The sequence below is a fragment of the Xanthomonas sp. NCPPB 2864 genome, from assembly GCF_056675615.1.
In genome coordinates this window covers 624,178-647,491 of record NZ_JBWWVS010000002.1, presented here as the reverse complement: position 1 = coordinate 647,491, position 23,314 = coordinate 624,178, and the positions used below count along the sequence as shown (strand labels likewise).

At 62.5% G+C, this 23,314-nt stretch carries 33 protein-coding genes; 1 reads left to right on the top strand and 32 read right to left on the bottom strand.

Annotated elements, in window-relative coordinates; genetic code table 11:
* The first annotated feature begins 60 nt into the window (after positions 1 to 60).
* Positions 61 to 1,665, top strand: a complete 1,605-nt coding sequence (locus tag AC1KVE_RS07835; protein ID WP_481092839.1) for an amidase — start codon at positions 61 to 63, stop codon at positions 1,663 to 1,665.
* On the opposite strand, the gene AC1KVE_RS07830 is transcribed toward AC1KVE_RS07835, so the two are convergent.
* From AC1KVE_RS07830 to fusA, 32 genes are all read right to left on the bottom strand, one after another.
* Positions 1,655 to 2,782 carry a mechanosensitive ion channel family protein gene (locus AC1KVE_RS07830; RefSeq protein WP_047128220.1) on the bottom strand — a complete coding sequence of 376 codons (1,128 nt, stop codon included), beginning with the start codon at positions 2,780 to 2,782 and terminating at the stop codon, positions 1,655 to 1,657. The two genes, AC1KVE_RS07835 and AC1KVE_RS07830, sit on opposite strands and share 11 nt — an antisense overlap.
* Before the next feature lie 85 nt (positions 2,783 to 2,867).
* Positions 2,868 to 4,259, bottom strand: a complete 1,392-nt coding sequence (locus AC1KVE_RS07825) for a class II 3-deoxy-7-phosphoheptulonate synthase (RefSeq protein WP_046345812.1) — start codon at positions 4,257 to 4,259, stop codon at positions 2,868 to 2,870.
* A gap of 48 nt (positions 4,260 to 4,307) precedes the next feature.
* The gene (locus tag AC1KVE_RS07820) at positions 4,308 to 4,826 is read right to left on the bottom strand and encodes a disulfide bond formation protein B (RefSeq protein WP_029219231.1); all 519 of its coding nucleotides are present in this window, start codon (positions 4,824 to 4,826) and stop codon (positions 4,308 to 4,310) included.
* A 324-nt stretch (positions 4,827 to 5,150) separates the two neighbouring features.
* The gene (rplQ, locus tag AC1KVE_RS07815) at positions 5,151 to 5,534 is read right to left on the bottom strand and encodes a 50S ribosomal protein L17 (RefSeq protein ID WP_003486665.1); all 384 of its coding nucleotides are present in this window, start codon (positions 5,532 to 5,534) and stop codon (positions 5,151 to 5,153) included.
* 180 nt (positions 5,535 to 5,714) lie between these two features.
* Positions 5,715 to 6,713, bottom strand: a complete 999-nt coding sequence (locus AC1KVE_RS07810) for a DNA-directed RNA polymerase subunit alpha (protein WP_002811635.1) — start codon at positions 6,711 to 6,713, stop codon at positions 5,715 to 5,717.
* 53 nt (positions 6,714 to 6,766) lie between these two features.
* Entirely contained in the window at positions 6,767 to 7,393 is a 627-nt protein-coding gene (rpsD, locus tag AC1KVE_RS07805) for a 30S ribosomal protein S4 (protein WP_024938562.1), read from the bottom strand.
* Between the two features lie 15 nt (positions 7,394 to 7,408).
* A complete protein-coding gene (gene rpsK / locus AC1KVE_RS07800; RefSeq protein ID WP_003486671.1) occupies positions 7,409 to 7,801 on the bottom strand; it encodes a 30S ribosomal protein S11 in 393 nt (130 codons plus the stop codon).
* A 10-nt stretch (positions 7,802 to 7,811) separates the two neighbouring features.
* The gene (rpsM, locus tag AC1KVE_RS07795; RefSeq protein ID WP_003486672.1) at positions 7,812 to 8,168 is read right to left on the bottom strand and encodes a 30S ribosomal protein S13; all 357 of its coding nucleotides are present in this window, start codon (positions 8,166 to 8,168) and stop codon (positions 7,812 to 7,814) included.
* 332 nt (positions 8,169 to 8,500) lie between these two features.
* Positions 8,501 to 9,868 (bottom strand): preprotein translocase subunit SecY, encoded by a 1,368-nt coding sequence (secY, locus tag AC1KVE_RS07790; RefSeq protein ID WP_016900648.1) that lies wholly within the window; start codon positions 9,866 to 9,868, stop codon positions 8,501 to 8,503.
* A gap of 7 nt (positions 9,869 to 9,875) precedes the next feature.
* A complete protein-coding gene (gene rplO, locus AC1KVE_RS07785; RefSeq protein WP_481092837.1) occupies positions 9,876 to 10,319 on the bottom strand; it encodes a 50S ribosomal protein L15 in 444 nt (147 codons plus the stop codon).
* A 4-nt stretch (positions 10,320 to 10,323) separates the two neighbouring features.
* A complete protein-coding gene (gene rpmD, locus AC1KVE_RS07780; protein WP_024938563.1) occupies positions 10,324 to 10,515 on the bottom strand; it encodes a 50S ribosomal protein L30 in 192 nt (63 codons plus the stop codon).
* On the bottom strand, positions 10,508 to 11,050 hold the full coding sequence (gene rpsE, locus AC1KVE_RS07775; RefSeq protein WP_003486682.1) for a 30S ribosomal protein S5: 543 nt from the start codon (positions 11,048 to 11,050) through the stop codon (positions 10,508 to 10,510). Before rpsE ends, rpmD begins: the two co-directional genes overlap by 8 nt.
* Positions 11,051 to 11,209: 159 nt before the next feature.
* On the bottom strand, positions 11,210 to 11,569 hold the full coding sequence (gene rplR / locus AC1KVE_RS07770; RefSeq protein WP_016900655.1) for a 50S ribosomal protein L18: 360 nt from the start codon (positions 11,567 to 11,569) through the stop codon (positions 11,210 to 11,212).
* Positions 11,570 to 11,659: 90 nt separating this feature from the next.
* A complete protein-coding gene (rplF, locus tag AC1KVE_RS07765; RefSeq protein ID WP_024938564.1) occupies positions 11,660 to 12,187 on the bottom strand; it encodes a 50S ribosomal protein L6 in 528 nt (175 codons plus the stop codon).
* A gap of 15 nt (positions 12,188 to 12,202) precedes the next feature.
* Complete coding sequence (rpsH, locus tag AC1KVE_RS07760) at positions 12,203 to 12,601, bottom strand: 30S ribosomal protein S8 (protein WP_010371096.1); 399 nt, start codon at positions 12,599 to 12,601, stop codon at positions 12,203 to 12,205.
* A 205-nt stretch (positions 12,602 to 12,806) separates the two neighbouring features.
* Positions 12,807 to 13,112, bottom strand: a complete 306-nt coding sequence (gene rpsN / locus AC1KVE_RS07755) for a 30S ribosomal protein S14 (RefSeq protein ID WP_005917137.1) — start codon at positions 13,110 to 13,112, stop codon at positions 12,807 to 12,809.
* 18 nt (positions 13,113 to 13,130) lie between these two features.
* Positions 13,131 to 13,673, bottom strand: a complete 543-nt coding sequence (rplE, locus tag AC1KVE_RS07750) for a 50S ribosomal protein L5 (RefSeq protein WP_010371090.1) — start codon at positions 13,671 to 13,673, stop codon at positions 13,131 to 13,133.
* 11 nt (positions 13,674 to 13,684) lie between these two features.
* Positions 13,685 to 14,002, bottom strand: a complete 318-nt coding sequence (rplX, locus tag AC1KVE_RS07745) for a 50S ribosomal protein L24 (RefSeq protein ID WP_003486696.1) — start codon at positions 14,000 to 14,002, stop codon at positions 13,685 to 13,687.
* Between the two features lie 15 nt (positions 14,003 to 14,017).
* Complete coding sequence (rplN, locus tag AC1KVE_RS07740) at positions 14,018 to 14,386, bottom strand: 50S ribosomal protein L14 (RefSeq protein ID WP_003486699.1); 369 nt, start codon at positions 14,384 to 14,386, stop codon at positions 14,018 to 14,020.
* Between the two features lie 14 nt (positions 14,387 to 14,400).
* Positions 14,401 to 14,670 carry a 30S ribosomal protein S17 gene (gene rpsQ, locus AC1KVE_RS07735; RefSeq protein WP_016900663.1) on the bottom strand — a complete coding sequence of 90 codons (270 nt, stop codon included), beginning with the start codon at positions 14,668 to 14,670 and terminating at the stop codon, positions 14,401 to 14,403.
* An 11-nt stretch (positions 14,671 to 14,681) separates the two neighbouring features.
* The gene (gene rpmC / locus AC1KVE_RS07730) at positions 14,682 to 14,867 is read right to left on the bottom strand and encodes a 50S ribosomal protein L29 (protein ID WP_006450638.1); all 186 of its coding nucleotides are present in this window, start codon (positions 14,865 to 14,867) and stop codon (positions 14,682 to 14,684) included.
* Positions 14,867 to 15,280 carry a 50S ribosomal protein L16 gene (gene rplP / locus AC1KVE_RS07725; RefSeq protein ID WP_011036127.1) on the bottom strand — a complete coding sequence of 138 codons (414 nt, stop codon included), beginning with the start codon at positions 15,278 to 15,280 and terminating at the stop codon, positions 14,867 to 14,869. Before rplP ends, rpmC begins: the two co-directional genes overlap by 1 nt.
* 5 nt (positions 15,281 to 15,285) lie before the next feature.
* Positions 15,286 to 16,020, bottom strand: coding sequence for a 30S ribosomal protein S3 (rpsC, locus tag AC1KVE_RS07720; RefSeq protein WP_024938565.1), 735 nt, complete (start codon positions 16,018 to 16,020; stop codon positions 15,286 to 15,288).
* A gap of 17 nt (positions 16,021 to 16,037) precedes the next feature.
* On the bottom strand, positions 16,038 to 16,373 hold the full coding sequence (rplV, locus tag AC1KVE_RS07715) for a 50S ribosomal protein L22 (protein WP_002811686.1): 336 nt from the start codon (positions 16,371 to 16,373) through the stop codon (positions 16,038 to 16,040).
* 12 nt (positions 16,374 to 16,385) lie between these two features.
* Positions 16,386 to 16,655: a 30S ribosomal protein S19 gene (gene rpsS / locus AC1KVE_RS07710; protein WP_005993369.1), complete on the bottom strand. Its 270-nt coding sequence runs from the start codon at positions 16,653 to 16,655 to the stop codon at positions 16,386 to 16,388.
* A gap of 6 nt (positions 16,656 to 16,661) precedes the next feature.
* Positions 16,662 to 17,489 carry a 50S ribosomal protein L2 gene (rplB, locus tag AC1KVE_RS07705; protein WP_003486715.1) on the bottom strand — a complete coding sequence of 276 codons (828 nt, stop codon included), beginning with the start codon at positions 17,487 to 17,489 and terminating at the stop codon, positions 16,662 to 16,664.
* 10 nt (positions 17,490 to 17,499) lie between these two features.
* Positions 17,500 to 17,799: a 50S ribosomal protein L23 gene (rplW, locus tag AC1KVE_RS07700; RefSeq protein ID WP_002811694.1), complete on the bottom strand. Its 300-nt coding sequence runs from the start codon at positions 17,797 to 17,799 to the stop codon at positions 17,500 to 17,502.
* On the bottom strand, positions 17,796 to 18,401 hold the full coding sequence (gene rplD, locus AC1KVE_RS07695; RefSeq protein ID WP_024938567.1) for a 50S ribosomal protein L4: 606 nt from the start codon (positions 18,399 to 18,401) through the stop codon (positions 17,796 to 17,798). The genes rplW and rplD overlap by 4 nt, the downstream gene beginning before the upstream one ends.
* A 12-nt stretch (positions 18,402 to 18,413) precedes the next feature.
* Positions 18,414 to 19,064, bottom strand: coding sequence for a 50S ribosomal protein L3 (gene rplC, locus AC1KVE_RS07690; protein ID WP_005993363.1), 651 nt, complete (start codon positions 19,062 to 19,064; stop codon positions 18,414 to 18,416).
* A gap of 11 nt (positions 19,065 to 19,075) precedes the next feature.
* Positions 19,076 to 19,387, bottom strand: coding sequence for a 30S ribosomal protein S10 (gene rpsJ, locus AC1KVE_RS07685; protein WP_003486723.1), 312 nt, complete (start codon positions 19,385 to 19,387; stop codon positions 19,076 to 19,078).
* A gap of 466 nt (positions 19,388 to 19,853) precedes the next feature.
* Complete coding sequence (gene tuf / locus AC1KVE_RS07680; protein ID WP_003486726.1) at positions 19,854 to 21,044, bottom strand: elongation factor Tu; 1,191 nt, start codon at positions 21,042 to 21,044, stop codon at positions 19,854 to 19,856.
* Between the two features lie 48 nt (positions 21,045 to 21,092).
* The gene (gene fusA / locus AC1KVE_RS07675) at positions 21,093 to 23,210 is read right to left on the bottom strand and encodes an elongation factor G (RefSeq protein ID WP_046345811.1); all 2,118 of its coding nucleotides are present in this window, start codon (positions 23,208 to 23,210) and stop codon (positions 21,093 to 21,095) included.
* Between the last annotated feature and the right edge of the window lie 104 nt (positions 23,211 to 23,314).

Sequence of the window (23,314 nt, the reverse complement as noted above, 5' to 3'; positions counted from 1 at the left end):
CCGCAGCGCCGTTAGCCTGCGAACAGTCCCCGGGGAACACCGCCAATGCGATCCACCACCTTGTCCTTCGCGCTGCTGCTTGCGCTGTGCGACTGTGCGCATACCGAAAGCCTGACCCCGGCCGGTGCCAACGCAGCCACTGCCAGGCAAGACGATCTGATCGACGCCGACATCGTCGGCCTGCAGGCACGCATGGCGTCCGGCACGACCAGCAGCCTGGACCTGACCCGCGCGTACCTGCAGCGTGTCGCCACCATCGATCGCGCCGGGCCCGCTCTCAATTCGGTGATCGAACTCAACCCGCAGGCCGAAGCCGACGCACGTGCATTGGACGCCGAACGCCGCGCCGGCCATGTGCGCGGCCCCCTGCATGGCATTACGGTACTGCTTAAGGACAACATCGATGCGCTGCCGATGGTCAACAGCGCCGGCTCGCTGGCATTGGCCGATTTCAGGCCCGGCCGCGATGCGTTTCTGGTGCAGCGCCTGCGCGCCGCTGGCGCGGTGATCCTGGGCAAGACCAACCTGAGCGAGTGGGCCAACTTCCGCTCCACCAAGTCCAGCTCCGGCTGGAGCGCACGCGGCGGGCTGACCCGCAATCCGTACGCGCTGGATCGCAATCCCTGCGGCTCCAGTGCCGGCACCGGCGCGGCGATCGCCGCCAGCCTGGCTACGGTCGGCATCGGCACCGAAACCGACGGCAGCATCACCTGCCCGGCCTCGGTGAACGGCCTGGTCGGGCTCAAGCCGACCGTGGGCCTGGTCAGCCGCGACGGCATCATTCCGATCTCGGCCAGCCAGGACACCGCCGGCCCGATGACGCGCAGCGTCGCCGATGCGGCCGCGGTGCTGCAGGCAATTGCCGCGCCCGACCCGCAGGATCCGGCGGCGCGCACTGCACCGACGTCCGCGCCGGATTATCTGGCGCATCTCAGACCCGATGGCCTGCGCGGCGCCCGCCTGGGCCTGCTGCGCAATCCCTTGCGCGAAGATCCGGCCGTTGCCGCCGCGCTGCAACGCGCGGTGCAGACGCTGCGCGCCGCCGGCGCCACCGTGATCGAAACCAGCCTGGCGACCGAGGGCCAGTGGGACGCCGCCGAGCAAACGGTCTTGTTGGTCGAATTCAAGGCCGGCCTGAACGCGTATCTGCGCAGCCACGCCGCGCCGGTGTCGAGCCTGGAGCAGGTGATCGCCTTCAATCGCAGCCACGCGCAGCGCGAGATGCCCTACTTCGGGCAGGAGCTGTTCGAGCAGGCGCAGGCCGCGCCCGGACTGGACGATGCCGCCTATCTCACGGCCCGCGCCACTGCCAAACGGCTGGCCGGGCCGGACGGCATCGACGCCGCGCTGCAGGCCAATCGCCTGGATGCGCTGATCGTGCCGACAACCGGTGCTGCCTGGGTCACCGACCTGGTCAAGGGCGATACCTTTCCTGGAGCCGGCTATGGTGCGGCTGCGGTAGCCGGCTATCCCAGCCTGAGCGTGCCGATGGGACAGACCCAGGGCCTGCCGCTGGGCCTATTGTTCATGGGCAGCGCCTGGAGCGAGCCGCGCCTGATCGAACTGGCCTACGCCTACGAGCAACGCAGCAAGGCGCGTGTTGCGCCCCGCTACGCGCCGACTGCGCCCAGCGCATCGGCGGCCGCGCCTGCAGCTACACCGTAGTCGCAGGCTCGCCGTCTTCGGCACCGGGCGAGCGCACGCTCTCCTGGGCGATCGGCGCGGCGGCACGCAGGGGCGGCTTTTCCTGCGCGGCGATTTCGGCGCGAATCCTGGGCAGTGCGTAAGGGTGCTCGCGGGTCAGGAAGTCGATCATGCGCTCGCGGCTGATGCAGCGCAGATCGAAGGCATCGCCGGAATTGCGTGCGCTCACCAGCAGGCGCACCTGGATCGTGCTCTCGCTGGTTTCAGTAACCTGGGTCACGCACACGCGCCCATCCCACAGCGGCTCGCTCTTGCAAATGCGCTCCAGCTCGGCGCGCACCGCCGCGATCGGAGTGCGGTAGTCCAGCCACAGGAATGCGGTACCGAGCAGGTCGGCGCTGCTGCGCGTCCAGTTCTGGAACGGGTGCTCGATCCACCAGGTCAACGGCACCACCATGCGCCGCTCGTCCCAGATCCGCACCACGACATACGAGCTGCCGATTTCCTCGATGCGGCCCCACTCGCCTTCCACGATCACCACATCGTCCAGCCGGATCGGCTGGGTCAGGGCGATCTGCAGGCCGGCGATCAGGTTGCCGAACACCGGCTTGGCCGCGATACCGGCCACCAGGCCGATGATGCCGGCCGAGGCCAGCAGCGTCTTGCCGATCTGGCGCACCTGCGGAAAGGTCAGCAGCACCACCGAGATGCCGAGCAGGATCACCGCGCCCATGACCACCCGGCTCAGCACGCGTGTCTGGGTCTGGATGCGCCGTGCGGTGAGGTTGTCGGACACCTCGATCGGGTTGCTGCGCAGGATCGCCATCTCGCCGGCGGCGACGGCGCGCACCAACAACCAGGTCACGCAGCCAACGATGCCGACGTGCAGCAGATGCTGCATCGCCGCCAGCCCCTTGCCGGATAACGGCGTCGCTTCGGTGGCGACGCCCAGAAACAGCAGCGGCAGGATGAAGGCAGCCGGCAGCGTGACAACGCGAATGATGCGCGCGCGGCGATAGTCGCGGCCCTGCATGCGGCGAAACAGCCACAGCATCAACGACCAGGTGACGATGCCCGCCAGCAGCGCGGCACCAAGCGGGATTGCGTATTCGCGGATGACGTTCCAATCGGCAGTCAAACCGTTCCTCCTGTGGGGGGAAAGAGGGATGGCTGCAGCATCATGCCGCACGCGGCATGAGCATCACGTCATGCGTACGGTGACATCACGCGCCCAGCGGTTGCGACGCCACCTGCTGTTGCTTGCGCACGATCGCCATTGCGATTTCCAGCGACTGCTCGTAGTTCAGCCGCGGATCCACGCTGGAGCGGTAGGCGCGCTCCAGATCGCGCTCGGTCAACTCGCGCGCGCCACCGGTGCATTCGGTGACGTCTTCGCCGGTCAGTTCCAGATGCACCCCGCCCAGCCGCGTCCCGGCGGCCGCATGCAGATCGAAGGACAACTCGACCTCGCTGCGGATATTGTCGAAACGCCGTGTTTTATAGCCATTTCCGGTGCTTTCGGTATTGCCGTGCATCGCATCGCACACCCACAACACCCGACGCCCATCGCGCTTGACCGCCTCCAGCAGCGGCGGCAACTTCTCGGCGATCTGCGCCGCACCCATGCGATGGATGAAGCTCAGGCGGCCGGGTTCGTCTTCGGGATTGAGCACGTCGATCAGACGCAATAGCTGATCCGGCTGCACCGATGGCCCCACCTTGATCGCGATCGGGTTACGCACGCCACGCAGGTATTCCACATGCGCGCCATCCAGCGCGGCGGTGCGCATGCCGATCCACGGGTAATGGGTGCTCAGGTTGAACCAGCCCCACTGGCGCGGCACCTGCCGGGTCAGGCCTTCCTCGTACGGCAGCAACAGCGCCTCGTGCGAGGTGTAGAAGTCGATGCGATTGAGGTTGTAGACCTCAGCGCCGGACAGGGTCTCCATAAAGCGCACCGCATCGCCGATCGATGCCACCATCTTCTGGTAGTCCGCCGCTAGCGGCGAATACCCCACCCAGTCCAGATTCCAGTATTCGGGATGGTGCAGGTCGGCAAAGCCGCCGTCGATCAGAGCGCGCACGAAATTCATCGTCATCGCCGAGCGCGAATGCGCGGTGATCATGCGCTGCGGATCCGGCACGCGCGCCGCTTCGGTGAAGGCTGGCGCGTTGATCACATCGCCGCGGTAGCTCGGCAAGGTCACCCCGTCGCGGGTTTCGGTGTCGGCCGAACGCGGCTTGGCGTACTGCCCCGCAAAGCGCCCTACCCGCACCACCGGCAGGTGCAGGCCATGCACCAGCACCAGGCTCATTTGCAGCAGCACCTTCAGGCGATTGGAGATCGTGCCCGATTCGCAATCGCTGAAGTTCTCGGCGCAATCGCCGCCCTGCAGCAGGAAGCGCTTGCCTTCTTGCGCCTCCGCCAGCTGGCGCTTGAGCGCAAAGATTTCCCAGGAGGTCACCAGCGGCGGCAGCTGCCGCAACTCGCCCAGCGTGTGTTCCAACGCAACGGCGTCCGGGTAGACCGGCATCTGCAACGCCGGACGCTGCCGCCAGCTCTGCGGCGACCACTGCTCCGCCTGGTTGACGGACGAATGAGGGGAAGCGGACATCGTGAACTCCAGAAATCTCGGGCGCCGGCCAGCGCCGGAACGAAACGATCAGAACAGTTTGCGCGGACCACGCTGCTTGAAGCCGGCGTACAGCGCCCACAGCGCCAGGCCCACGAACCACAGCATGCTCCACATCGGCATGCTCAGGCCCAGAAAGCGCCAATCGATATTGCCGCAGTCGCCGGTGCCGGTCAGCACGGTGCGGAACACTTCGAACGGCCCCATCGTCTCGCTCAGGAAGCTCAACGGCGGCCCGCACGAGGACATCATGTCCTTGGGCCGGATCTGCACCCAGACATGCCGCGCCGCGATGCCCATGCCGACGCCGGCAGCGATGAAGCTGAGCACGCCATAGAGCTTGCGCGTGCCCGCTGCGCGCGGCCCATGCAACGCGCCCAGCAGAAACAACAGCGCCAGCGCCGCAAACGCGATCCGCTGGAAGATGCATAGCGGGCATGGCTCCAGCCCAAGATGCAGCTGTACGTAGATCGCATAGGCAAGCAATCCTGCGCAGGCAAGAAAGCCCAGCAAGAACTGCGCCCGGAAACCCCAACGAAATGGATTCATCGCTACCGCTTGCCTAGGATCGAATGCCCGATTATCAGCCATCGCTGCCGCGGTGACCACGGATGCCTGCATCGGGCAGGTTGCCTGGCAGCAGGCCCGGTGCAGCCATGCATGTCGCCAATCATGTGTCGGTCTGCAGACCCTCGACACCGCCCGGAGACGGCCGCCTTTGCGGCGGCGAGATTGATCCTGGTTGAGCCATGCACATCGCTGCGCTGTTGCCGAAACACCCATACCAAGACCGACCGCCATGGTCTGGCACAGGCAATAAAAAAGCCCGGCGCTAGCCGGGCTTTTCGAGAATCTTTGCGAAGGGCGAACCGATTACTCGGCCACTTCCTCGGCGACGACCGGACGGTCGACCAGCTCGACATACGCCATCGGCGCATTGTCACCGGCACGGAAGCCAGCCTTCAGGATACGCAGGTAGCCGCCGGGACGGGTCGCGTAACGCGGGCCCAGTTCGACGAACAGCTTGCCCACTGCTTCCTTGTCGCGCAGGCGAGCGAACGCCAGACGACGATTTGCAACGCCATCGACCTTGCCGATGGTGATCAGCGGCTCGGCGACGCGACGCAGTTCCTTGGCCTTCGGCAAGGTGGTCTTGATCAGCTCGTGCTTGAACAACGACGCGGCCATATTGCGGAACATGGCTTCGCGGTGCGCGCTGGTGCGGTTGAATTTACGACCGGATTTCTGGTGACGCATGAGTGTGATTTCCTGAGGAATGTTGAGACTGCTTGAGAGACGCTGTCGCCATCCTGGCGCTGTTGAATGGACTGCGGTTGGTCCGAGCCGGCCGTCCTTTGACCGGATGTCACCGCGGGCTTTGGCCCGTCGATGTAAAAAAACAGCATGGGCGCCCGAAGACGCCCATGCGGTGATGCATTAACCAAGCATGCCGTGCTGGGCGACACCGGCCGGCGGCCAGTTCTCCAGCTTCATGCCCAGTGCAAGGCCGCGCTGTGCCAGCACTTCCTTGATTTCGGTCAGCGACTTCTTGCCGAGGTTCGGGGTCTTGAGCAGCTCCACTTCGGTCTTCTGGATCAGATCACCGATGTAGTAGATGCTCTCGGCCTTCAGGCAGTTGGCCGAACGCACGGTCAGCTCGAGGTCGTCGATCGGGCGCAGCAGCACCGGATCCACGCCGCTGGCAGCCGGCTTGGCCGCACCGCGATCGCGGTGGGTGAAATCGCCGAACACCGACAGCTGATCGCTGAGGATGTCGGCGGCGGTGCGCACGGCTTCCTCGGCATCGATCGTGCCGTTGGTTTCGATATCGATCACCAGCTTGTCGAGGTCGGTGCGCTGTTCAACGCGCGCAGCTTCCACGGCATAGGCAACGCGACGCACCGGCGAGAACGACGCATCCAGCATCAGACGACCGATGGTGCGGGTCTCTTCGTCCGGACGACGACGCGCGGCAGCCGGCTGATAGCCGAAACCACGCTCGATCTTCAGGCGCATGTTCAGCGCCGTGTCCTTGGTCAGGTGGCAGATCACGTGGTCGCCGTTGATGATCTCGACGTTGTGATCGGTCCTGATGTCGGCCGCAGTGACCGTGCCCGGACCCTGCTTGGACAACGACAGCGTCGCGCTGTCGCCACTATGCATACGAATCGCCACGTCTTTCAGGTTGAGCAGGACATCAAGCACGTCTTCCTGCAGCCCTTCGACCGTGGTGTACTCGTGCAGCACGCCGTCGATCTCGACCTCGGTGATCGCAAAACCCGGGATCGACGACAACAGCACACGACGCAGGGCATTGCCCAGCGTGTGCCCGTAACCGCGCTCCAAGGGCTCGATCACGACCTTTGCGCGATTGTCGGTAAGACGTTCGATCTGCGGACCACGGGGGCGCAGAACCTGGTTGGCGGTAACCGTCATGTTGCGGGGTCTCCTGCGAACCTCCGGCGGTGCCGGAGGCTCTCCAATGTGAATTACTTCGAATACAACTCGACGATCAGCGCTTCGTTGATATCCGAAGGCAGGTCAGCGCGATCCGGAACGGCCTTGAACACGCCGCTGAACTTCTTCGAATCGACTTCGACCCACGACGGCGTCATGTCGTGCTGCTCAGCCACGGTCAGGGCTTCCTGCACGCGAAGCTGCTTCTGTGCCTTTTCCGACAGCGTGATCGCATCGCCAGCCTTGATCTGGTACGAAGCCAGATTCACCGACTTGCCATTGACCAGCACGCCACGGTGCGACACCAGCTGGCGCGCGGCCGGACGGGTGACGGCAAAGCCCATGCGGTAGCAGACGTTGTCCAGACGGGTTTCCAGCAACTGCAGCAGGTTCTCGCCGGTGTTGCCCTTCTTGGTCGAGGCCTTCTTGTAGTAGTTGCGGAACTGACGCTCCAGCAAACCGTAGATGCGCTTGACCTTCTGCTTCTCGCGCAGCTGGGTGGCATAGTCGGAGAGCTTGCCTTTGCGAGCCGCGCCGTGTTGGCCGGGCTTCTGCTCAAGCTTGCACTTGGAGTCCAGCGCGCGCGCCGGGCTCTTGAGGGAAAGATCGACGCCTTCGCGGCGGGCGAGCTTACAGGTAGGACCGATATAACGAGCCATTTCTTATCGCTCCCTTTAGACGCGACGCTTCTTCGGCGGACGGCACCCGTTGTGCGGGATTGGCGTCACGTCGATGATGTTGGTGATCTTGTAGCCCACGTTGTTCAACGAACGCACGGCCGACTCACGGCCCGGACCCGGACCCTTGATACGCACTTCCAGCGACTTCACGCCGTAGTCGAGCGCAGCGCGGCCAGCCTTTTCGGCGGCAACCTGAGCAGCGAACGGGGTCGACTTACGCGAACCACGGAAGCCGGCGCCGCCGGACGTGGCCCACGACAGTGCATTGCCCTGGCGATCGGTGATGGTGACGATGGTGTTGTTGAACGAAGCGTGGACGTGAGCGACGCCGTCAGTGATGACGCGCTTGATCTTCTTCTTCGTTTTCTTTTCTGCTGGCTTTGCCATGATCTATCCCTTACTTCCTGATCGCCTTGCGCGGACCCTTGCGGGTGCGGGCGTTGGTACGGGTGCGCTGACCACGCAGCGGGAGACCACGGCGATGACGCAGACCGCGATAGCAGCCCAGGTCCATCAGTCGCTTGATCGCGATACCGATTTCGCGGCGCAGGTCGCCTTCGACGACATACTTGCCGACCTCGGCGCGCAGGCGCTCGATTTCGGGTTCGGACAGATCACGAATCTTCGTGGTCGAGGTAACGCCTGCGGATTCGCAGAGCTTCTTCGAACGGGTACGGCCGATGCCGTAGATGCTTTGCAACCCGACCCAGACGTGCTTCTGGGCTGGCAGGTTGACGCCTGCAATACGCGCCATGACGCGATTCTCCAACTGAGTGATGGCCCGACAGCGCCCAGGCGCCATCCGGCAGGATGGATCAAAAGTGAACTCGGAATTGTAGCAAGGCCTCGGATTGCTTTGAAGCCCGTGGAACCAAAAGTTCCATGGACCCGGCGTGGGGAGTGTGCCCTCGCTCCGGCGCCGGACGATGTTGATCCAGAAAACTTCTCCGAATCGCCTGTACTACTCCCGCACAGGACCACCTCGTCACACCCGCGCGCGAGACGTCGCGCGAGCCGCCCTTCTGATCGGAAGATCGTGGCCCGGGAACCAGGCCGTCTTCACGCAATGAAGATCTAGTGTACCACTTAACTGCGCGCCAGACCGCCGCGCGAGCCACCCTTGAGGTTGGCCTTCTTCAGCAGGCTCTCATACTGATGCGACATCAGATGGGCCTGGATCTGCGCGATGAAGTCCATCACCACCACCACGGCAATCAACAACGACGTGCCACCGAAGTGGAACGAGGTGCCCAGCTGGGTACGCATGATTTCCGGCAGCAGGCAGACGATCACCAGGTACAACGAACCCGCTGCGGTCAGCCGGGTCAGCACGCCGTCCACATAGTCAGCTGTCGCCTTTCCCGGACGGATACCCGGAATCAGTGCGCCAGACTTCTTGAGGTTGTCGGCGGTTTCCTGCGAGTTGAACACCAGCGCGGTATAGAAGAACGCGAAACCGATGATCAGTGCGGCGAACACCAGCATGTGCACCGGCTCGCCGGGCCCGAGCGCATTGGCGATCTTCTGCAGCCACGAACCCACGCCGCTACCGGAAGCAGCCTGACCCGACCACATCGACAGCGTGGCCGGAAAGGCCAGGATGCTGGACGCGAAGATCGGCGGAATCACGCCTGCCATGTTGAGCTTCAACGGCAGGAACGAGGTCTGGTTCATGTACGCATTGCGGCCGCCCTGGCGGCGTGCGTAATTGACCGTGATACGCCGCTGCCCGCGCTCGACGAACACCACGAACAGCGTGAACGCCAGAATGGTGATGACGATCAGCAGCAGCGAGATAAAGCTCAGATTGCCTTCGCGGAAGGCTTCGACGGTCTGGATCGCCGCCGACGGAAGGCCTGCAACGATGCCGGCAAAGATAATCAGCGACACGCCGTTACCGATGCCACGCTCGGTGACCTGCTCGCCCACCCACATCAGGAAGATGGTGCCGGCGGTCAGTGCAATCACTGCGGTGAGCACAAAGCCCATGCCCGGCGCATACACCACCGGAGCGCCACCAGGCGCGGTCTGGTTCTGCAGTGCCAGCGCGATACTGCCGCCCTGCACCACCGCCAGCAACACCGCACCGATGCGCGAATACTGGGTGATCTTGCGTCGGCCGGATTCGCCTTCCTTCTGCATCGCCTTGAGGGCGGGAAAGATGTGCGTGGCCAACTGGATCACGATCGATGCCGAGATATACGGCATCACGTTCAATGCAAAAATACTGAAACGGTGCAGGGCGCCGCCCGAGAACATGTTGAACATGTCCACGATGCCGCCGCCCTGCGCCTGCATCAACGAAAGCATGGCATCGGGATTCACGCCAGGCACCGGCACATAGCAGCCGATGCGATAGACGATCAATGCCCCGAGGACGAACAGTAGCCGCTGGCGAAGTTCCGTGAACTTGCCGAGCCCGCCACCGAGGTTACCAATGCCAGCCTGCGCCATCTGCCGATTACTCCTCTACGCTGCCGCCGGCAGCTTCGATTGCTGCCTTGGCGCCCGCACTTGCGGCGACACCCTTCAGCAAGAACTTCTTGCTCAGCTCGCCCTTCAGCACGATCTTCGCCTTCTTGGCGCGGCTCGGGACCAGATTGGCCGCACGCAGCGCTGCAAAGTCGATCTCACCGGCTTCCAGCTTGTCCAGCTGGTAGGACAACACTTCGGCACTGTCACGCGCCATCTTGGAACGGAAGCCGATCTTCGGCAGACGGCGCTGCATCGGCGTCTGGCCGCCTTCGAAGCCGGCCTTGATCTTGCCGCCGCCCTTGCGAGCGAACGAACCCTTGTGGCCGCGGCCGCAGGTCTTGCCGAGACCGGAACCGATGCCGCGACCGACGCGGGTGCGCTCGGTACGGGCGCCGTCGGCGGGCTTGAGGTCATTGAGATGCAAAGTCATGGGATTAGTCCTCAACCTTGACGAGGTAGTGAACGGTGTTGATCAGACCGCGAACCTGCGGGCTGTCCTTCAGTTCACGCACATCGTTGAGCTTATTCAGGCCCAACGCACGCACCGACAGGCGGTGACGCGACTGGGTTCCACGCAGGCCACGCACCAGGCGCACCTTCACGGTCTTGTTGGTGTCCTTAGCCATGGTTGAGCTCCTCCACCTTCTTGCCGCGCTTGGCCGCAACACGGGCCGGCGACTGCACTTCCGACAGACCCTTCAGGGTTGCACGGACCAGGTTGATCGGATTACGCGAACCAACCGCCTTGGCCAGCACGTTCTTGACGCCGACCGCTTCCAGCACGGCGCGCATGGCGCCGCCGGCGATGACGCCCGTACCTTCCGACGCTGGCTGCATGTAGACGCGTGCTGCGCCGTGGCCGGACTTGACGGCATGCCACAAGGTACCGTTGTTCAGATCCACAGTGGCCAGGTTCTTGCGCGCCTGCTCCATCGACTTCTGGATGGCGACCGGCACTTCGCGCGCCTTGCCATAACCGAAACCGACCTTGCCCAGACCATCGCCGACCACGGTCAACGCGGTGAAGGTGAACTGGCGACCGCCCTTGACCGTCTTGCTGACGCGATTGACCGCGACCAGCTTTTCGATCATGCCATCGTCGACTTTCTCTTCGCGGTTACGGTCGCGATCACGACCCCGCGGTGCACGTTCTTCTGCCATCTTGATTCCTTGATTGATTGGGTATGTACGGCTCGAAGCCGCTTATGGTTGTGAAGTCATGCTGTGTTCCCGGCACCGTTGCAAAAGAACGGGACGGTCCGGCATCTCCCCTGCCGGCGGTAACGCGGATGTGGCCGATGGCCACATCCGCAGCAGTGCTTAGAACTGCAGGCCGCCTTCGCGAGCCGCGTCGGCCAGCGCCTTGATACGGCCATGGTAGCGATAGCCCGAGCGGTCAAATGCGACCTTCTCGATGCCCGCAGCCTTGGCGCGCTCGGCGATCAGCTTGCCGACCTTGACGGCCGCATCGCTGTTCTTGCCGTTCTTCAGGCCTTCCTTGACGTCGGCCTGCAGGGTGTTCGCCGCAGCGATCACCTTGGAGCCGTCGGCGGTGAAGACCTGCGCATACAGATGCTGGCCGGTGCGCAGCACCGACAGGCGAGCGACGCCCAGTTCACGGATGTGCGAACGGGTGGACTTGGCGCGACGCAGACGGGCGATGTTCTTGTTGATGCTCATGATATTTATCCTACGGAAGCTGAAGGAAGCAGGCTTTTGCATCGAAAAGTCCGGCCATGGATGGCCGGGCTCCTAGCAGAGGGACCTGCATTACGCCTTCTTGGCTTCCTTGCGAATGATGACTTCACCGGCGTACTTCACACCCTTGCCCTTGTAGGGCTCCGGCGGACGGAAACCGCGAATCTTGGCGGCAACTTCGCCGACGCGCTGCTTGTCGGCGCCCTGGACCACGATTTCGGTCTGGGTCGGGGTCGACAGCGTGATGCCTTCCGGCGCCACGAACACCAGCGGGTGCGAGAAGCCGAGCGCCAGGCTCAGGTCCTTGCCCTGCATGGCGGCACGGTAACCGACGCCCACCAGTTCGAGCTTGCGCTCGAAGCCTTCGGACACGCCCTTGACCATATTGGCAAGAATGGCGCGCACGGTGCCGGTGATGGCGATCTGCGACGGTTCGTTGGCCGACAGCGTGGCAACGTCGCCGTCAACGGCGATTTCGACGCCAACCGGCTTCGGCAGGGTCAGGGTGCCCTTCGGGCCCTTGACGCTGACCAGCTCGGGCTGGACCTTGAGTTCAACACCCTTCGGAAGGGAGACAGGCTTCTTGGCTACACGGGACATGATCGATTCCTTCCCTTAGGCCACGAAGCACAGGACTTCACCACCAACGCCGGCTTCGCGAGCCTGCGCATCGGTCATGATGCCCTTCGACGTGGAAATGATGGCGATACCCAGGCCACCCAGGACCTTGGGCAGCTCAGTCTTGCCGCGGTACTGGCGCAGACCCGAGCGCGAGAAACGCTTCAGGGTCTCGATGACCGGACGGCCTTCGAAATACTTCAGCACGATTTCCAGCTCCGACTTGTTGTTCTCGGTCGCTGTCACGCGCAGGTCGGTGATGTAACCCTCGTCCTTCAGGACCTGGGCGATCGCGACCTTGATCTTGGACGACGGCAATTTCACCGTCTGCTTACCAACCGCGGCCGCATTCTTGATGCGTACCAGCAGGTCGGCGATGGGATCAGTCATGCTCATATGAGTACCTTTGAGTGCACCGATATCCGCTTTCGCGAAAATCTTGTGTTTTCCTGGGGATGGGCCAGGACCCTTTACGCCATGCCAGGCCCGTGCGGGCAAGACAGAAGCGGAAGTATACGACAAAAGAGCCCGACCTGCGTCGGACTCCCATGTTGAACAGAACCATCCTGCTAAAGCCGGCCGCGAGCGACCGGCAATGCTGTTACCAGCTTGCCTTGCGCAGGCCCGGAACGTCGCCGTTCATGGTGGCTTTGCGCAGCATGTTGCGACCCAGACCGAACTTGCGGTAGACACCGCGCGGACGACCGGACAACTCGCAACGGTTGCGGTGGCGGCTCGGCGACGAATCGCGCGGCAGCTTCTGCAACTTGGTCGACGCGTCGATCTTCTCTTCGTAGGACGCATCCTGGCTGGAGAGGATCTTCTTCAGCGCATCACGCTTGCCGGCGAATTTCTTCGCCAGCTTTGCACGCTTGATGTCGCGGTGGATCATGGAGGTCTTTGCCATTTCGGATGTCCTCGACGGTCAGTTACGGAACGGGAACTTGAACGCTGCCAGCAGCGCCTTCGCTTCCGCATCCGTCTTGGCGGTGGTGGTGATGGCGATATCCATACCGCGGATCGCGTCGACGGCGTCGAAGTCGATTTCCGGGAAGATGATCTGTTCCTTCACACCCATGTTGAAGTTGCCACGACCGTCAAAGGAGCGACCGGAAACACCACGGAAGTCGCGCACGCGCGGCAGCGAGATGTTGATCAGACGATCCAGAAACTCGTACATCTTGGCGCGACGCAACGTGGTCTTGCAGCCGATCGGCCAACCGTCACGAATCTTGAACGATGCGACCGAAACGCGCGACTTGGTGACCACCGGCTTCTGACCGGAGATCTTGGACATGTCGGCGACCGCATTTTCCAGAATCTTCTTGTTGGTAGCCGCCTCGCCCACGCCCATGTTGAGCGTGACCTTGACCAGCTTCGGCACTTCCATCGGATTGGTGTAGCCGAATTCCTTCATCAGGGCCGGCACCACGTTTTCCTTGTAAAACTTTTCGAGACGAGTGTTCATGATCGCATTCCTCAGGCGTCGAGCGCCTCACCGCTGGAGCGGAACACACGCAATTTGCGTCCATCCTCCAGCACCTTGAAGCCAACGCGCTCGCCCTTGCCCGTTGCCGGGTTGACGATATTGACGTTGGAGATATGGATCGACGCTTCACGCTCGACCACGCCGCCGGCGACACCCGCCTGCGGGTTCGGCTTGGTGTGCCGCTTGATGACGTTGGCATTGGAGACGATCACGCGATCGCCATCCACACGCACAACTTCACCCTGCTTACCCTTGTCCTTGCCGGTGTTGATGACGACCTGGTCGCCCTTCTTGATACGGTTAGCCATGTATATGTCCTCCGCTCACAGCACTTCGGGAGCGAGCGAGACGATCTTCATGAACTTCTCGGAACGCAGCTCGCGCGTCACCGGCCCGAAGATGCGGGTCCCGATCGGCTCCTGCTTATTGTTCAACAGCACAGCGGCGTTGCCATCGAAGCGGATCAGCGAACCGTCGGGACGGCGCACACCCTTGCGGGTACGCACCACGACGGCGTCGTAGACTTCGCCCTTCTTGACCTTACCGCGCGGAATGGCGTCCTTGACGGTCACCTTGATGATGTCGCCAATGTGTGCGTAACGGCGCTTGGAGCCGCCCAGCACCTTGATGCACATCACTTCCTTGGCACCCGAATTGTCGGCGACATCGAGGTAGCTCTGCATCTGGATCATGATTCAGATCTCCCTTATTCGGCCGAACGGGTGACGATTTCGACCACCCGCCAGTTCTTGGTCTTGGACATTGGAGCAATCTCGGTCACACGCACGACATCGCCTTCGTTGCAGGCATTGTCGGCGTCGTGTGCGTGGAGCTTGGACGAGCGCTTGATGTACTTACCGTACAACGGGTGCTTGACCTGGCGCTCCACCAACACGGTGACCGTCTTGTCCATCTTGTTGCTGACGACACGGCCTTCGACCGTGCGCAGCGCTTGCTTTTCGTTGTTGTCGCTCATCGCGGCCGTCCTTACTTGGTGCTGCCGAGCAGGTACTTGACGCGAGCAATCTCGCGGCGCACCCGGCGGGTATCGTGGGTCTTCGGCAGCTGGCCGGTGACCTGCTGCATACGGAGCGAGAACTGCTCCTTACGCAGATCGGTCAGGTGGGCCTTCAGTTCGTCAGCCGACTTCTCGCGGAGTTGTTTGATATCCATCAGCGCACCGTCCGGGTCACGAAAGTGGTGGTCACCGACAATTTCGCGGCGGCAAGGCGGAACGCCTCACGTGCGATATCCTCGGGAATACCCTCGATTTCATAGATCATGCGGCCCGGCTGAATCTGCGCGACCCAGTACTCCACGTTGCCCTTACCGGAGCCCATGCGGACTTCGATCGGCTTCTTGGTGATCGGCTTGTCGGGGAACACACGAATCCACATCTTGCCGCCCTTCTTGACGTGGCGGCTGATCGTACGACGTGCTGCTTCAATCTGACGCGCGGTCAGCTGACCGTGCGCGGTTGCCTTGAGGCCGTACTCGCCGAAGCTGACGGCGTTTCCGCTCCATGCCAGGCCGTCGTTACGGCCCTTGTGCATCTTGCGATATTTGGTTCGCTTGGGTTGCAACATTGCCGTTACCTCGCTTCACGAGCCGGGCGCGAAGGACGGTCACCACGGTCGCCGCGATCATTACGATCGTTGCGCGGGCTGTCGTCCTGCTTCTCCTGGCCAACCTGGGAGAAGTCGAAGACCTCACCCTTATAGATCCAGACCTTGATGCCGATGATGCCGTACGTCGTGGACGCCTCGGCAAAACCGTAATCGATGTCGGCACGTAGCGTGTGCAGCGGCACGCGGCCTTCGCGGTACCACTCCGAACGGGCGATTTCTGCACCGTTGAGGCGGCCAGCCACGTTGACCTTGATGCCCAGGGCACCCAAGCGCATCGCGTTGCCGACCGAGCGCTTCATTGCGCGGCGGAACATGATGCGACGCTCAAGCTGCTGCGCGATCGACTCGGCGACCAGCTGCGCATCCAGCTCCGGCTTGCGCACTTCGGTGACGTTGATGTGGGCAGGAACACCCATCATCGCGCTCACTTCCTTACGCAGCTTTTCGATGTCCTCGCCACGCTTGCCGATCACCACGCCCGGACGGGCGGTGTGGATCGTCACGCGGGCGGTTTTGGCAGGGCGCTCGATCAAGATCTTGCTGATACCTGCCTGCGCGAGCTTCTTGCGCAGCATTTCACGCACTTTCAGGTCGGCTGCCAGGTAGGCGGCGAAGTCGGCCTTGCTTGCGTACCACTTGGAATTCCAGTCCTTGGCGATGCCAAGGCGAATTCCAGTCGGATGAACTTTATGACCCATGGTCTTTTCCTTTCCGCTTACTTGGCGGCGCCGACAATCACAGTGATGTGACTGGTGCGCTTGAGGATGCGGGTACCGCGGCCTTTCGCCCGCGCCATGAAACGCTTCAGGGAGGGACCCTCATCAACCATGATGGTCTTGACCTTCAGCTCGTCGACATCCGCGCCCTGATTGTTCTCAGCATTGGCAATAGCCGACTCCACAACCTTCTTGATCAGGTGCGCAGCCTTCTTGTCCGAGAACTTCAGCAGATTGACCGCACGTTCGGCGGACAGTCCACGCACCTGGTCAGCGACCAGGCGGGCCTTCTGCGGGGAGATGCGCGCGGTGCGCAGGATTGCTTTCGCTTCCATCGTCATCTCTCCTTACCTGCTCGACTTCTTGTCGCCACCGTGACCCTTGAAGGTCCGGGTGACGGCAAATTCGCCGAGCTTGTGGCCGACCATATTCTCGTTGACGAGCACCGGAATGTGGTTCTTGCCGTTATGCACGGCGATGGTGATGCCTACCATTTCCGGCAGGATCATCGAACGGCGCGACCAGGTCTTGATCGGCTTCTTGCTACCCGCAGCGGACTCCACCTTCTTTGCAAGGTGGTGATCGACGAACGGGCCCTTCTTAAGTGAACGTGCCATGGTCGATTAGCCCCTACGATCGCGGACGATGAATTGCTGGGTGCGCTTGTTCTTGCGCGTCTTGTAACCCTTGGTCGGAACACCCCACGGGGTGACCGGATGCGGATTACCCTGGCCAGCCTTGGCCTCACCACCACCGTGCGGGTGATCGACCGGGTTCATGGCCGCACCGCGAACGGTCGGGCGAACACCGCGCCAGCGCTTGGCGCCAGCCTTGCCCAGCTTCTCGAGGTTGTGCTCGTCGTTGCCGACTTCGCCGATGGTGGCGCGGCACTCGACCGGCACCTTGCGCATTTCGCCCGAGCGCAGACGCAGCGTGGCATAGATGCCTTCGCGAGCGACCAGCTGGACGGCTGCACCGGCAGCACGTGCGATCTGAGCGCCCTTACCCGGCTTCAGCTCGATACCGTGGACCGTCGTACCGACCGGGATGTTGCGCAGCGGCAGCGTGTTGCCGGTCTTGATCGGTGCATTGGCACCGGCAATGACCTGATCGCCAGCCTTCAGGCCCTTGGGGGCGATGATGTAGCGGCGCTCGCCGTCGACGTAGCACAGCAGGGCAATATGAGCGGTACGGTTCGGATCGTATTCGATCCGCTCCACACGCGCCGGAATACCTTCCTTGTTGCGCTTGAAGTCGATGATGCGGTAGTGCTGCTTGTGACCACCACCGACGTGACGCACGGTGATGCGGCCATGGTGGTTACGACCACCGGACTTGCTCTGCGAGTCGAGCAGCGCCGCGTGCGGTGCGCCCTTGTGCAGATCGGGGGTGACCACGCGCACGGCGGAACGACGGCCGGGAGAGGTGGGTTTGAACTTCATCAATGGCATGGGATGGACCTCAGGCCTTGGCCGTTACGTCGATGGACTGACCATCAACCAGGCGGACGTACGCCTTGCGCCAATTGCCACGGCTGCCAGCACGGTTACGGAAGGACTTGCTCTTGCCCTTGACGTTGACCACGTTGACCGCTTTGACCTTGACGTCGAACAGCTGCTCAACCGCGGCCTTTACATCGGCCTTGGTGGCTTCGTTCGAAACTTCGAAGACATACTGGTTGGAGATTTCCTGCAGGCGCGCGGTCTTTTCGGAGACTCGCGGAGCACGCAGCACGCTGAAGATTTTTTCGTTGCTGCTCATGCCAGCCACTCCTCGACCTTCTTGACCGCATCGGCGGTGATCACGACCGTATCGGCCCCGACCAGAGCGACCGGATCCAGACCCTGCACATCACGCACCTGCACATACGGCAGATTGCGGGCGGACAGATACAGGTGCTCGGACGCTTCCTCGGTGACGATCAGCGGGCGCTTGCCCACGTCCAGTCCCTTCAGCTTCTCGATCAGACCCTGGGTCTTGGTGGTTTCGACGTCGAACGCATCGACGATCATCAGGCGACCCTGGCGATTAAGCTCAGAGAAGATCGCGCAGATGGCCGCACGGTACATCTTGCGGTTGACTTTCTGTTCGAAGCTGCGCGGCTTGGCCGCGAAGGTCACGCCGCCGCCGATGAAGATCGGAGCCGTCAGCGCGCCATGACGCGCACCGCCGCCCTTCTGCTTCTTCGACTTCTTGGTCGTGCCCGCAACTTCCGAACGCGTCTTCTGAGCCTTGGTACCAGCGCGGCCGGCATTGCGATAAGCGACGACGACCTGGTGAACCAGATCTTCGCTGAATTCGCGACCGAACACGGCATCGGAGACCGAGACCTTGTTGTTGCTACCCGTGATAACGAGTTCCATCGTCATCTCTCCTTATGCCTTGCTCGCCGGACGGACGATCACGTCGCCACCAGCTGCGCCAGGCACGGCGCCGCGGATAGCAATCAGACCACGCTCGACGTCGACCTTGACCACTTCCAGGTTCTGCGTGCTTTGCTGCACGGCGCCCATGTGGCCCGACATCTTCTTACCCGGGAAAACGCGACCCGGGGTCTGGCGCTGACCCAACGAACCCGGCGCGCGATGCGACAGCGAGTTACCGTGAGTTGCATCGCCCATACGGAAGTTGTAGCGCTTGATGGTGCCCTGGAAACCCTTACCCTTGGTGACGCCCTGGACGTCGACCTTCTGGCCGACCTCGAAAATGTCCGCCTTGATTTCGCCGCCGACGGCGAAATCGCCGAGCTGCGCATCTTCAACGCGGAATTCCCACAAGCCGCGACCCGCCTCCACCTTCGCCTTGGCGAAGTGACCAGCGGCCGGCTTGTTGACCAGTGCGGCGCGACGCGCGCCAACGGTAATCTGCACTGCGCTGTAACCGTCGGTTTCAACGGTCTTGATCTGCGCGATGCGGTTCGGAGTTGCTTCGATCAGCGTAACCGGCACCGAGCGGCCGTCTTCAGTGAAGACGCGGCTCATGCCAGCCTTGCGGCCCACGAAGCCCAACGAATATTTCTTCGTCATGGTCGTAGTCCTCAGGTCAACTTGATCTGTACGTCGACGCCAGCCGCGAGTTCGAGCTTCATCAGCGCGTCCACGGTCTTGTCGTTCGGGTCGACGATATCGAGCACACGCTTGTGCGTGCGGGTTTCGTACTGGTCACGCGCATCCTTGTCGGCATGCGGGGATACGAGGATGGTGTAACGTTCGATCTTGGTCGGCAACGGGATCGGGCCACGCACTTGCGCGCCGGTCCGCTTAGCCGTTTCGACGATCTCGCTGGCCGAACGGTCGATCAAACGATGATCGAACGCCTTCAACCGAATCCGGATCTTTTGTTCCGACATGACGGAAGCTTCCTTCGTTAAAAGAGCGACGGGCAAGGCCTCTGGGATACCTGCCCCGATATTCCTGACGTAGATGAAATCGCCGCGCATCCTGCTGGCGAGGGCATTTCCTCCGCCCAAAAACTGAGGCAGACCGGTAAACCGGCCTGCCCAGACGGAAAAGTATAGTGCGCAACAAGAGCACGGTCAACAACATGTGAGTTGTTGAGTGCTCCATGCGACGCGACCTTCCCGGTCTGGCGAACACGAGCGGCATCCTGCCGTTCTTTTCGCTGTAACTCAGCGCCCTACCCAGGGACACCGAGCCGCGCATTATAGCGATGGACTTTTACCTGTGCAAGCGCCCTGGTCTGTCAATACGCCCCCGCAAGCACATCCACCCGACCTGGCGAACAAAAAAAGGGCCGGCTTGCGCCGACCCTCCTTCTTGCAGATCCAGCGACTAAAGCCGCTGGATTGCAGGCACTTACTTGATGATCTTGGCAACCACGCCGGCGCCGACGGTACGACCGCCTTCACGGATGGCGAAGCGCAGACCTTCATCCATCGCAACCGGGTTGATCAGGGTCACGACCATCTTCACGTTGTCGCCCGGCATCACCATCTCCACGCCTTCCGGCAGCTGGCATGCGCCAGTGATGTCGGTGGTGCGGAAGTAGAACTGCGGACGGTAGCCCTTGAAGAACGGGGTATGACGACCACCCTCATCCTTGGACAGCACGTAGACTTCGGCTTCGAACTCGGTGTGCGGCTTGATCGAACCCGGCTTGCACAGCACCTGGCCGCGCTCGACGTCGTCACGCTTGGTGCCGCGCAGCAGCAGACCGGCGTTGTCGCCTGCCTGGCCCTGGTCCAGCAGCTTGCGGAACATTTCCACGCCGGTGACGGTGGTCTTCTGGGTGTCGCGGATGCCGACGATTTCGATTTCGTCGCCGACCTTGATGATGCCGCGCTCGATACGGCCGGTCACCACGGTGCCGCGGCCGGAGATCGAGAACACGTCTTCGACCGGCATCAGGAACGGACGGTCGACGTCGCGGGTCGGCTCCGGAATGAACGAATCCAGCGCCTCGACCAGCTTCAGGATCGCCGGCACGCCGATGTCGCTCTGGTCGCCGTCCAGCGCCAGACGCGCCGAACCGTGGATGATCGGGGTGTCATCGCCCGGGAAGTCGTACTTGCTGAGCAGCTCGCGCACTTCCATCTCGACCAGCTCGAGCAGCTCGGCGTCGTCGACCATGTCGGCCTTGTTCAGGAACACCACGATGTGCGGCACGCCGACCTGACGCGAGAGCAGGATGTGCTCGCGGGTCTGCGGCATCGGGCCGTCAGCAGCCGAACACACCAGGATCGCGCCGTCCATCTGCGCCGCACCGGTGATCATGTTCTTGACGTAGTCGGCGTGGCCGGGGCAATCGACGTGCGCGTAGTGACGGGTCGGGGACTCGTATTCGACGTGGGCGGTCGAAATCGTGATGCCGCGCGCCTTCTCTTCCGGCGCCGCGTCGATCGCGTCGTACGCCTTGAACTCGCCACCGAAACGCTCAGCACCGATCTTGGTCAGCGCGGCTGTCAACGTGGTCTTGCCATGGTCAACGTGACCGATGGTGCCGACGTTCACGTGCGGCTTGGTGCGCTCAAATTTAGCTTTTGCCATGACTAACTACCTCTAATTGAAAAATTTGTGAGAAGCGGCTGAGCGAACTCAGCCCTTCTTGGTGACGGCGTCGGCGATGTTGGCCGGTGCCTCTTCGTAGTGGTCGAATTCCATCGAGAACGTCGCGCGGCCCTGGCTCATCGAGCGCAGCGAGGTCGCGTAGCCGAACATTTCACCGAGCGGAATCATCGCGTTGATGATCTTGCCCGACGGGCTGTCGTCCTGACCCTGCAGCACGCCACGACGGCGGCTCACGTCGCCCATCACGTCACCCAGGTAATCCTCCGGGCTGACGATTTCGACCTTCATGATCGGCTCCAGCAACACCGGGCTGGCTTTCGCAAAGCCCTGCTTGAACGCCATCGACGCGGCCAGCTTGAACGCCATTTCCGAAGAGTCGACGTCGTGGTACGAGCCGAACACCAGCTTGACCTTCACGCCCACCACCGGGAAGCCAGCGATCGGACCACTGGTGATCGTCTCGCGCAGACCCTTTTCGACCGAGGGGATGAATTCCTTCGGGATGATGCCGCCGGTGATGTCGTTGATGAAGAGGAAATCGTCCTTGACGTTGTCGCTCTTGCGATCTTCCTCGGTCATCGGCGACAGCTCGATCACCACGTGACCGTACTGACCCTTACCACCGGACTGCTTGGCGTGCTTGTAGTCGGACTTGACGTCGGACTTGCGGATGGTTTCGCGGTAGGCCACCTGCGGCTTGCCGACGTTGGCCTCGACATTGAACTCGCGACGCATACGGTCAACGATGATGTCCAGGTGCAACTCGCCCATGCCCGAGATGATGGTCTGGCCGGATTCCTCGTCGGTCTTGACGCGGAACGATGGATCTTCCTGCGCCAGACGGCCCAGGGCCATGCCCATCTTTTCCTGGTCCGACTTGGTCTTGGGCTCCACCGCCATCGAGATCACCGGCTCCGGGAACACCATGCGCTCCAGGGTGATGACCTTGTCCTGCGCACACAGCGTGTCGCCGGTGGTGACGTCCTTCAGACCCACGGCAGCGGCGATGTCACCAGCGCGCACTTCCTTGATCTCTTCGCGATTGTTGGAGTGCATCTGCAGGATGCGGCCCACGCGCTCTTTCTTCGACTTGACCGGGTTGTAGACCTGGTCGCCGGAGTTCAACGTGCCCGAGTAGACACGGAAGAACGTCAGCGAGCCCACGAACGGGTCGGTCATGATCTTGAACGCCAACGCCGAGAACGGCGCGGTATCGGTGGCCGGACGGGTGTCTTCCTTCTCGTCCTCATCGATACCCTGGACCGGCGGACGGTCGGCCGGCGACGGCAACAGGTGCACGACGCCGTCGAGCATGGCCTGCACGCCCTTGTTCTTGAACGCCGAGCCGCAGAACACCGGCACGATTTCGACCTTCAGGGTGCGCTCGCGCAGACCCACCAGGATCTCTTCTTCGCTCAGGTCGCCTTCGTTGAGGTACTTGTCCATCAGGTCTTCGCTGGCTTCTGCAGCCGCCTCGACCATGAACGAACGCGCCTCGGTCGCGATCTCGACCAGATCGGCCGGGATGTCGCGGTATTCGAAGGTGGTGCCCTGCGATGCGGTATCCCAATGGATCGCCTTCATCTTGAGCAGATCGACCACGCCCTCGAAGCCGTCTTCGGCGCCGATCGGCACCTGCATCGGCACGGCGTAGGCACCCAGACGGGCCTTCAGCTGCTCGACGACCTTGTCGAAATTGGCACCGGTACGGTCCATCTTGTTAACGAAGGCCATGCGCGGCACGGAGTACTTGTTGGCCTGGCGCCACACGGTCTCGGACTGCGGCTGCACGCCACCGACGGCGCACAGCACGAACACCGCACCGTCGAGCACGCGCAAGGAGCGCTCCACTTCGATGGTGAAGTCAACGTGCCCGGGGGTGTCGATGATGTTGAAGCGGTGCTGCGGCATGGACTTGTCCATGCCCGACCAGAACGCAGTGGTCGCAGCGGAGGTGATGGTGATACCACGCTCCTGCTCCTGCTCCATCCAGTCCATCACTGCAGCGCCGTCATGGACTTCGCCGATCTTGTGACTGACACCGGTGTAGAACAGGATGCGCTCGGAAGTGGTGGTCTTGCCGGCATCGATGTGGGCCATGATGCCGAAGTTGCGGTAACGCTCGATAGGGGTGGTGCGGGCCACGGGGAGCCTCTCAATTTCTTGGATTTCGGATGGCCGAACGCCGCCTTTCGGCGGCCTTCGGATTGGATGCGGCGCGTAACGCGTCGCAAACAGCACTCAGATGG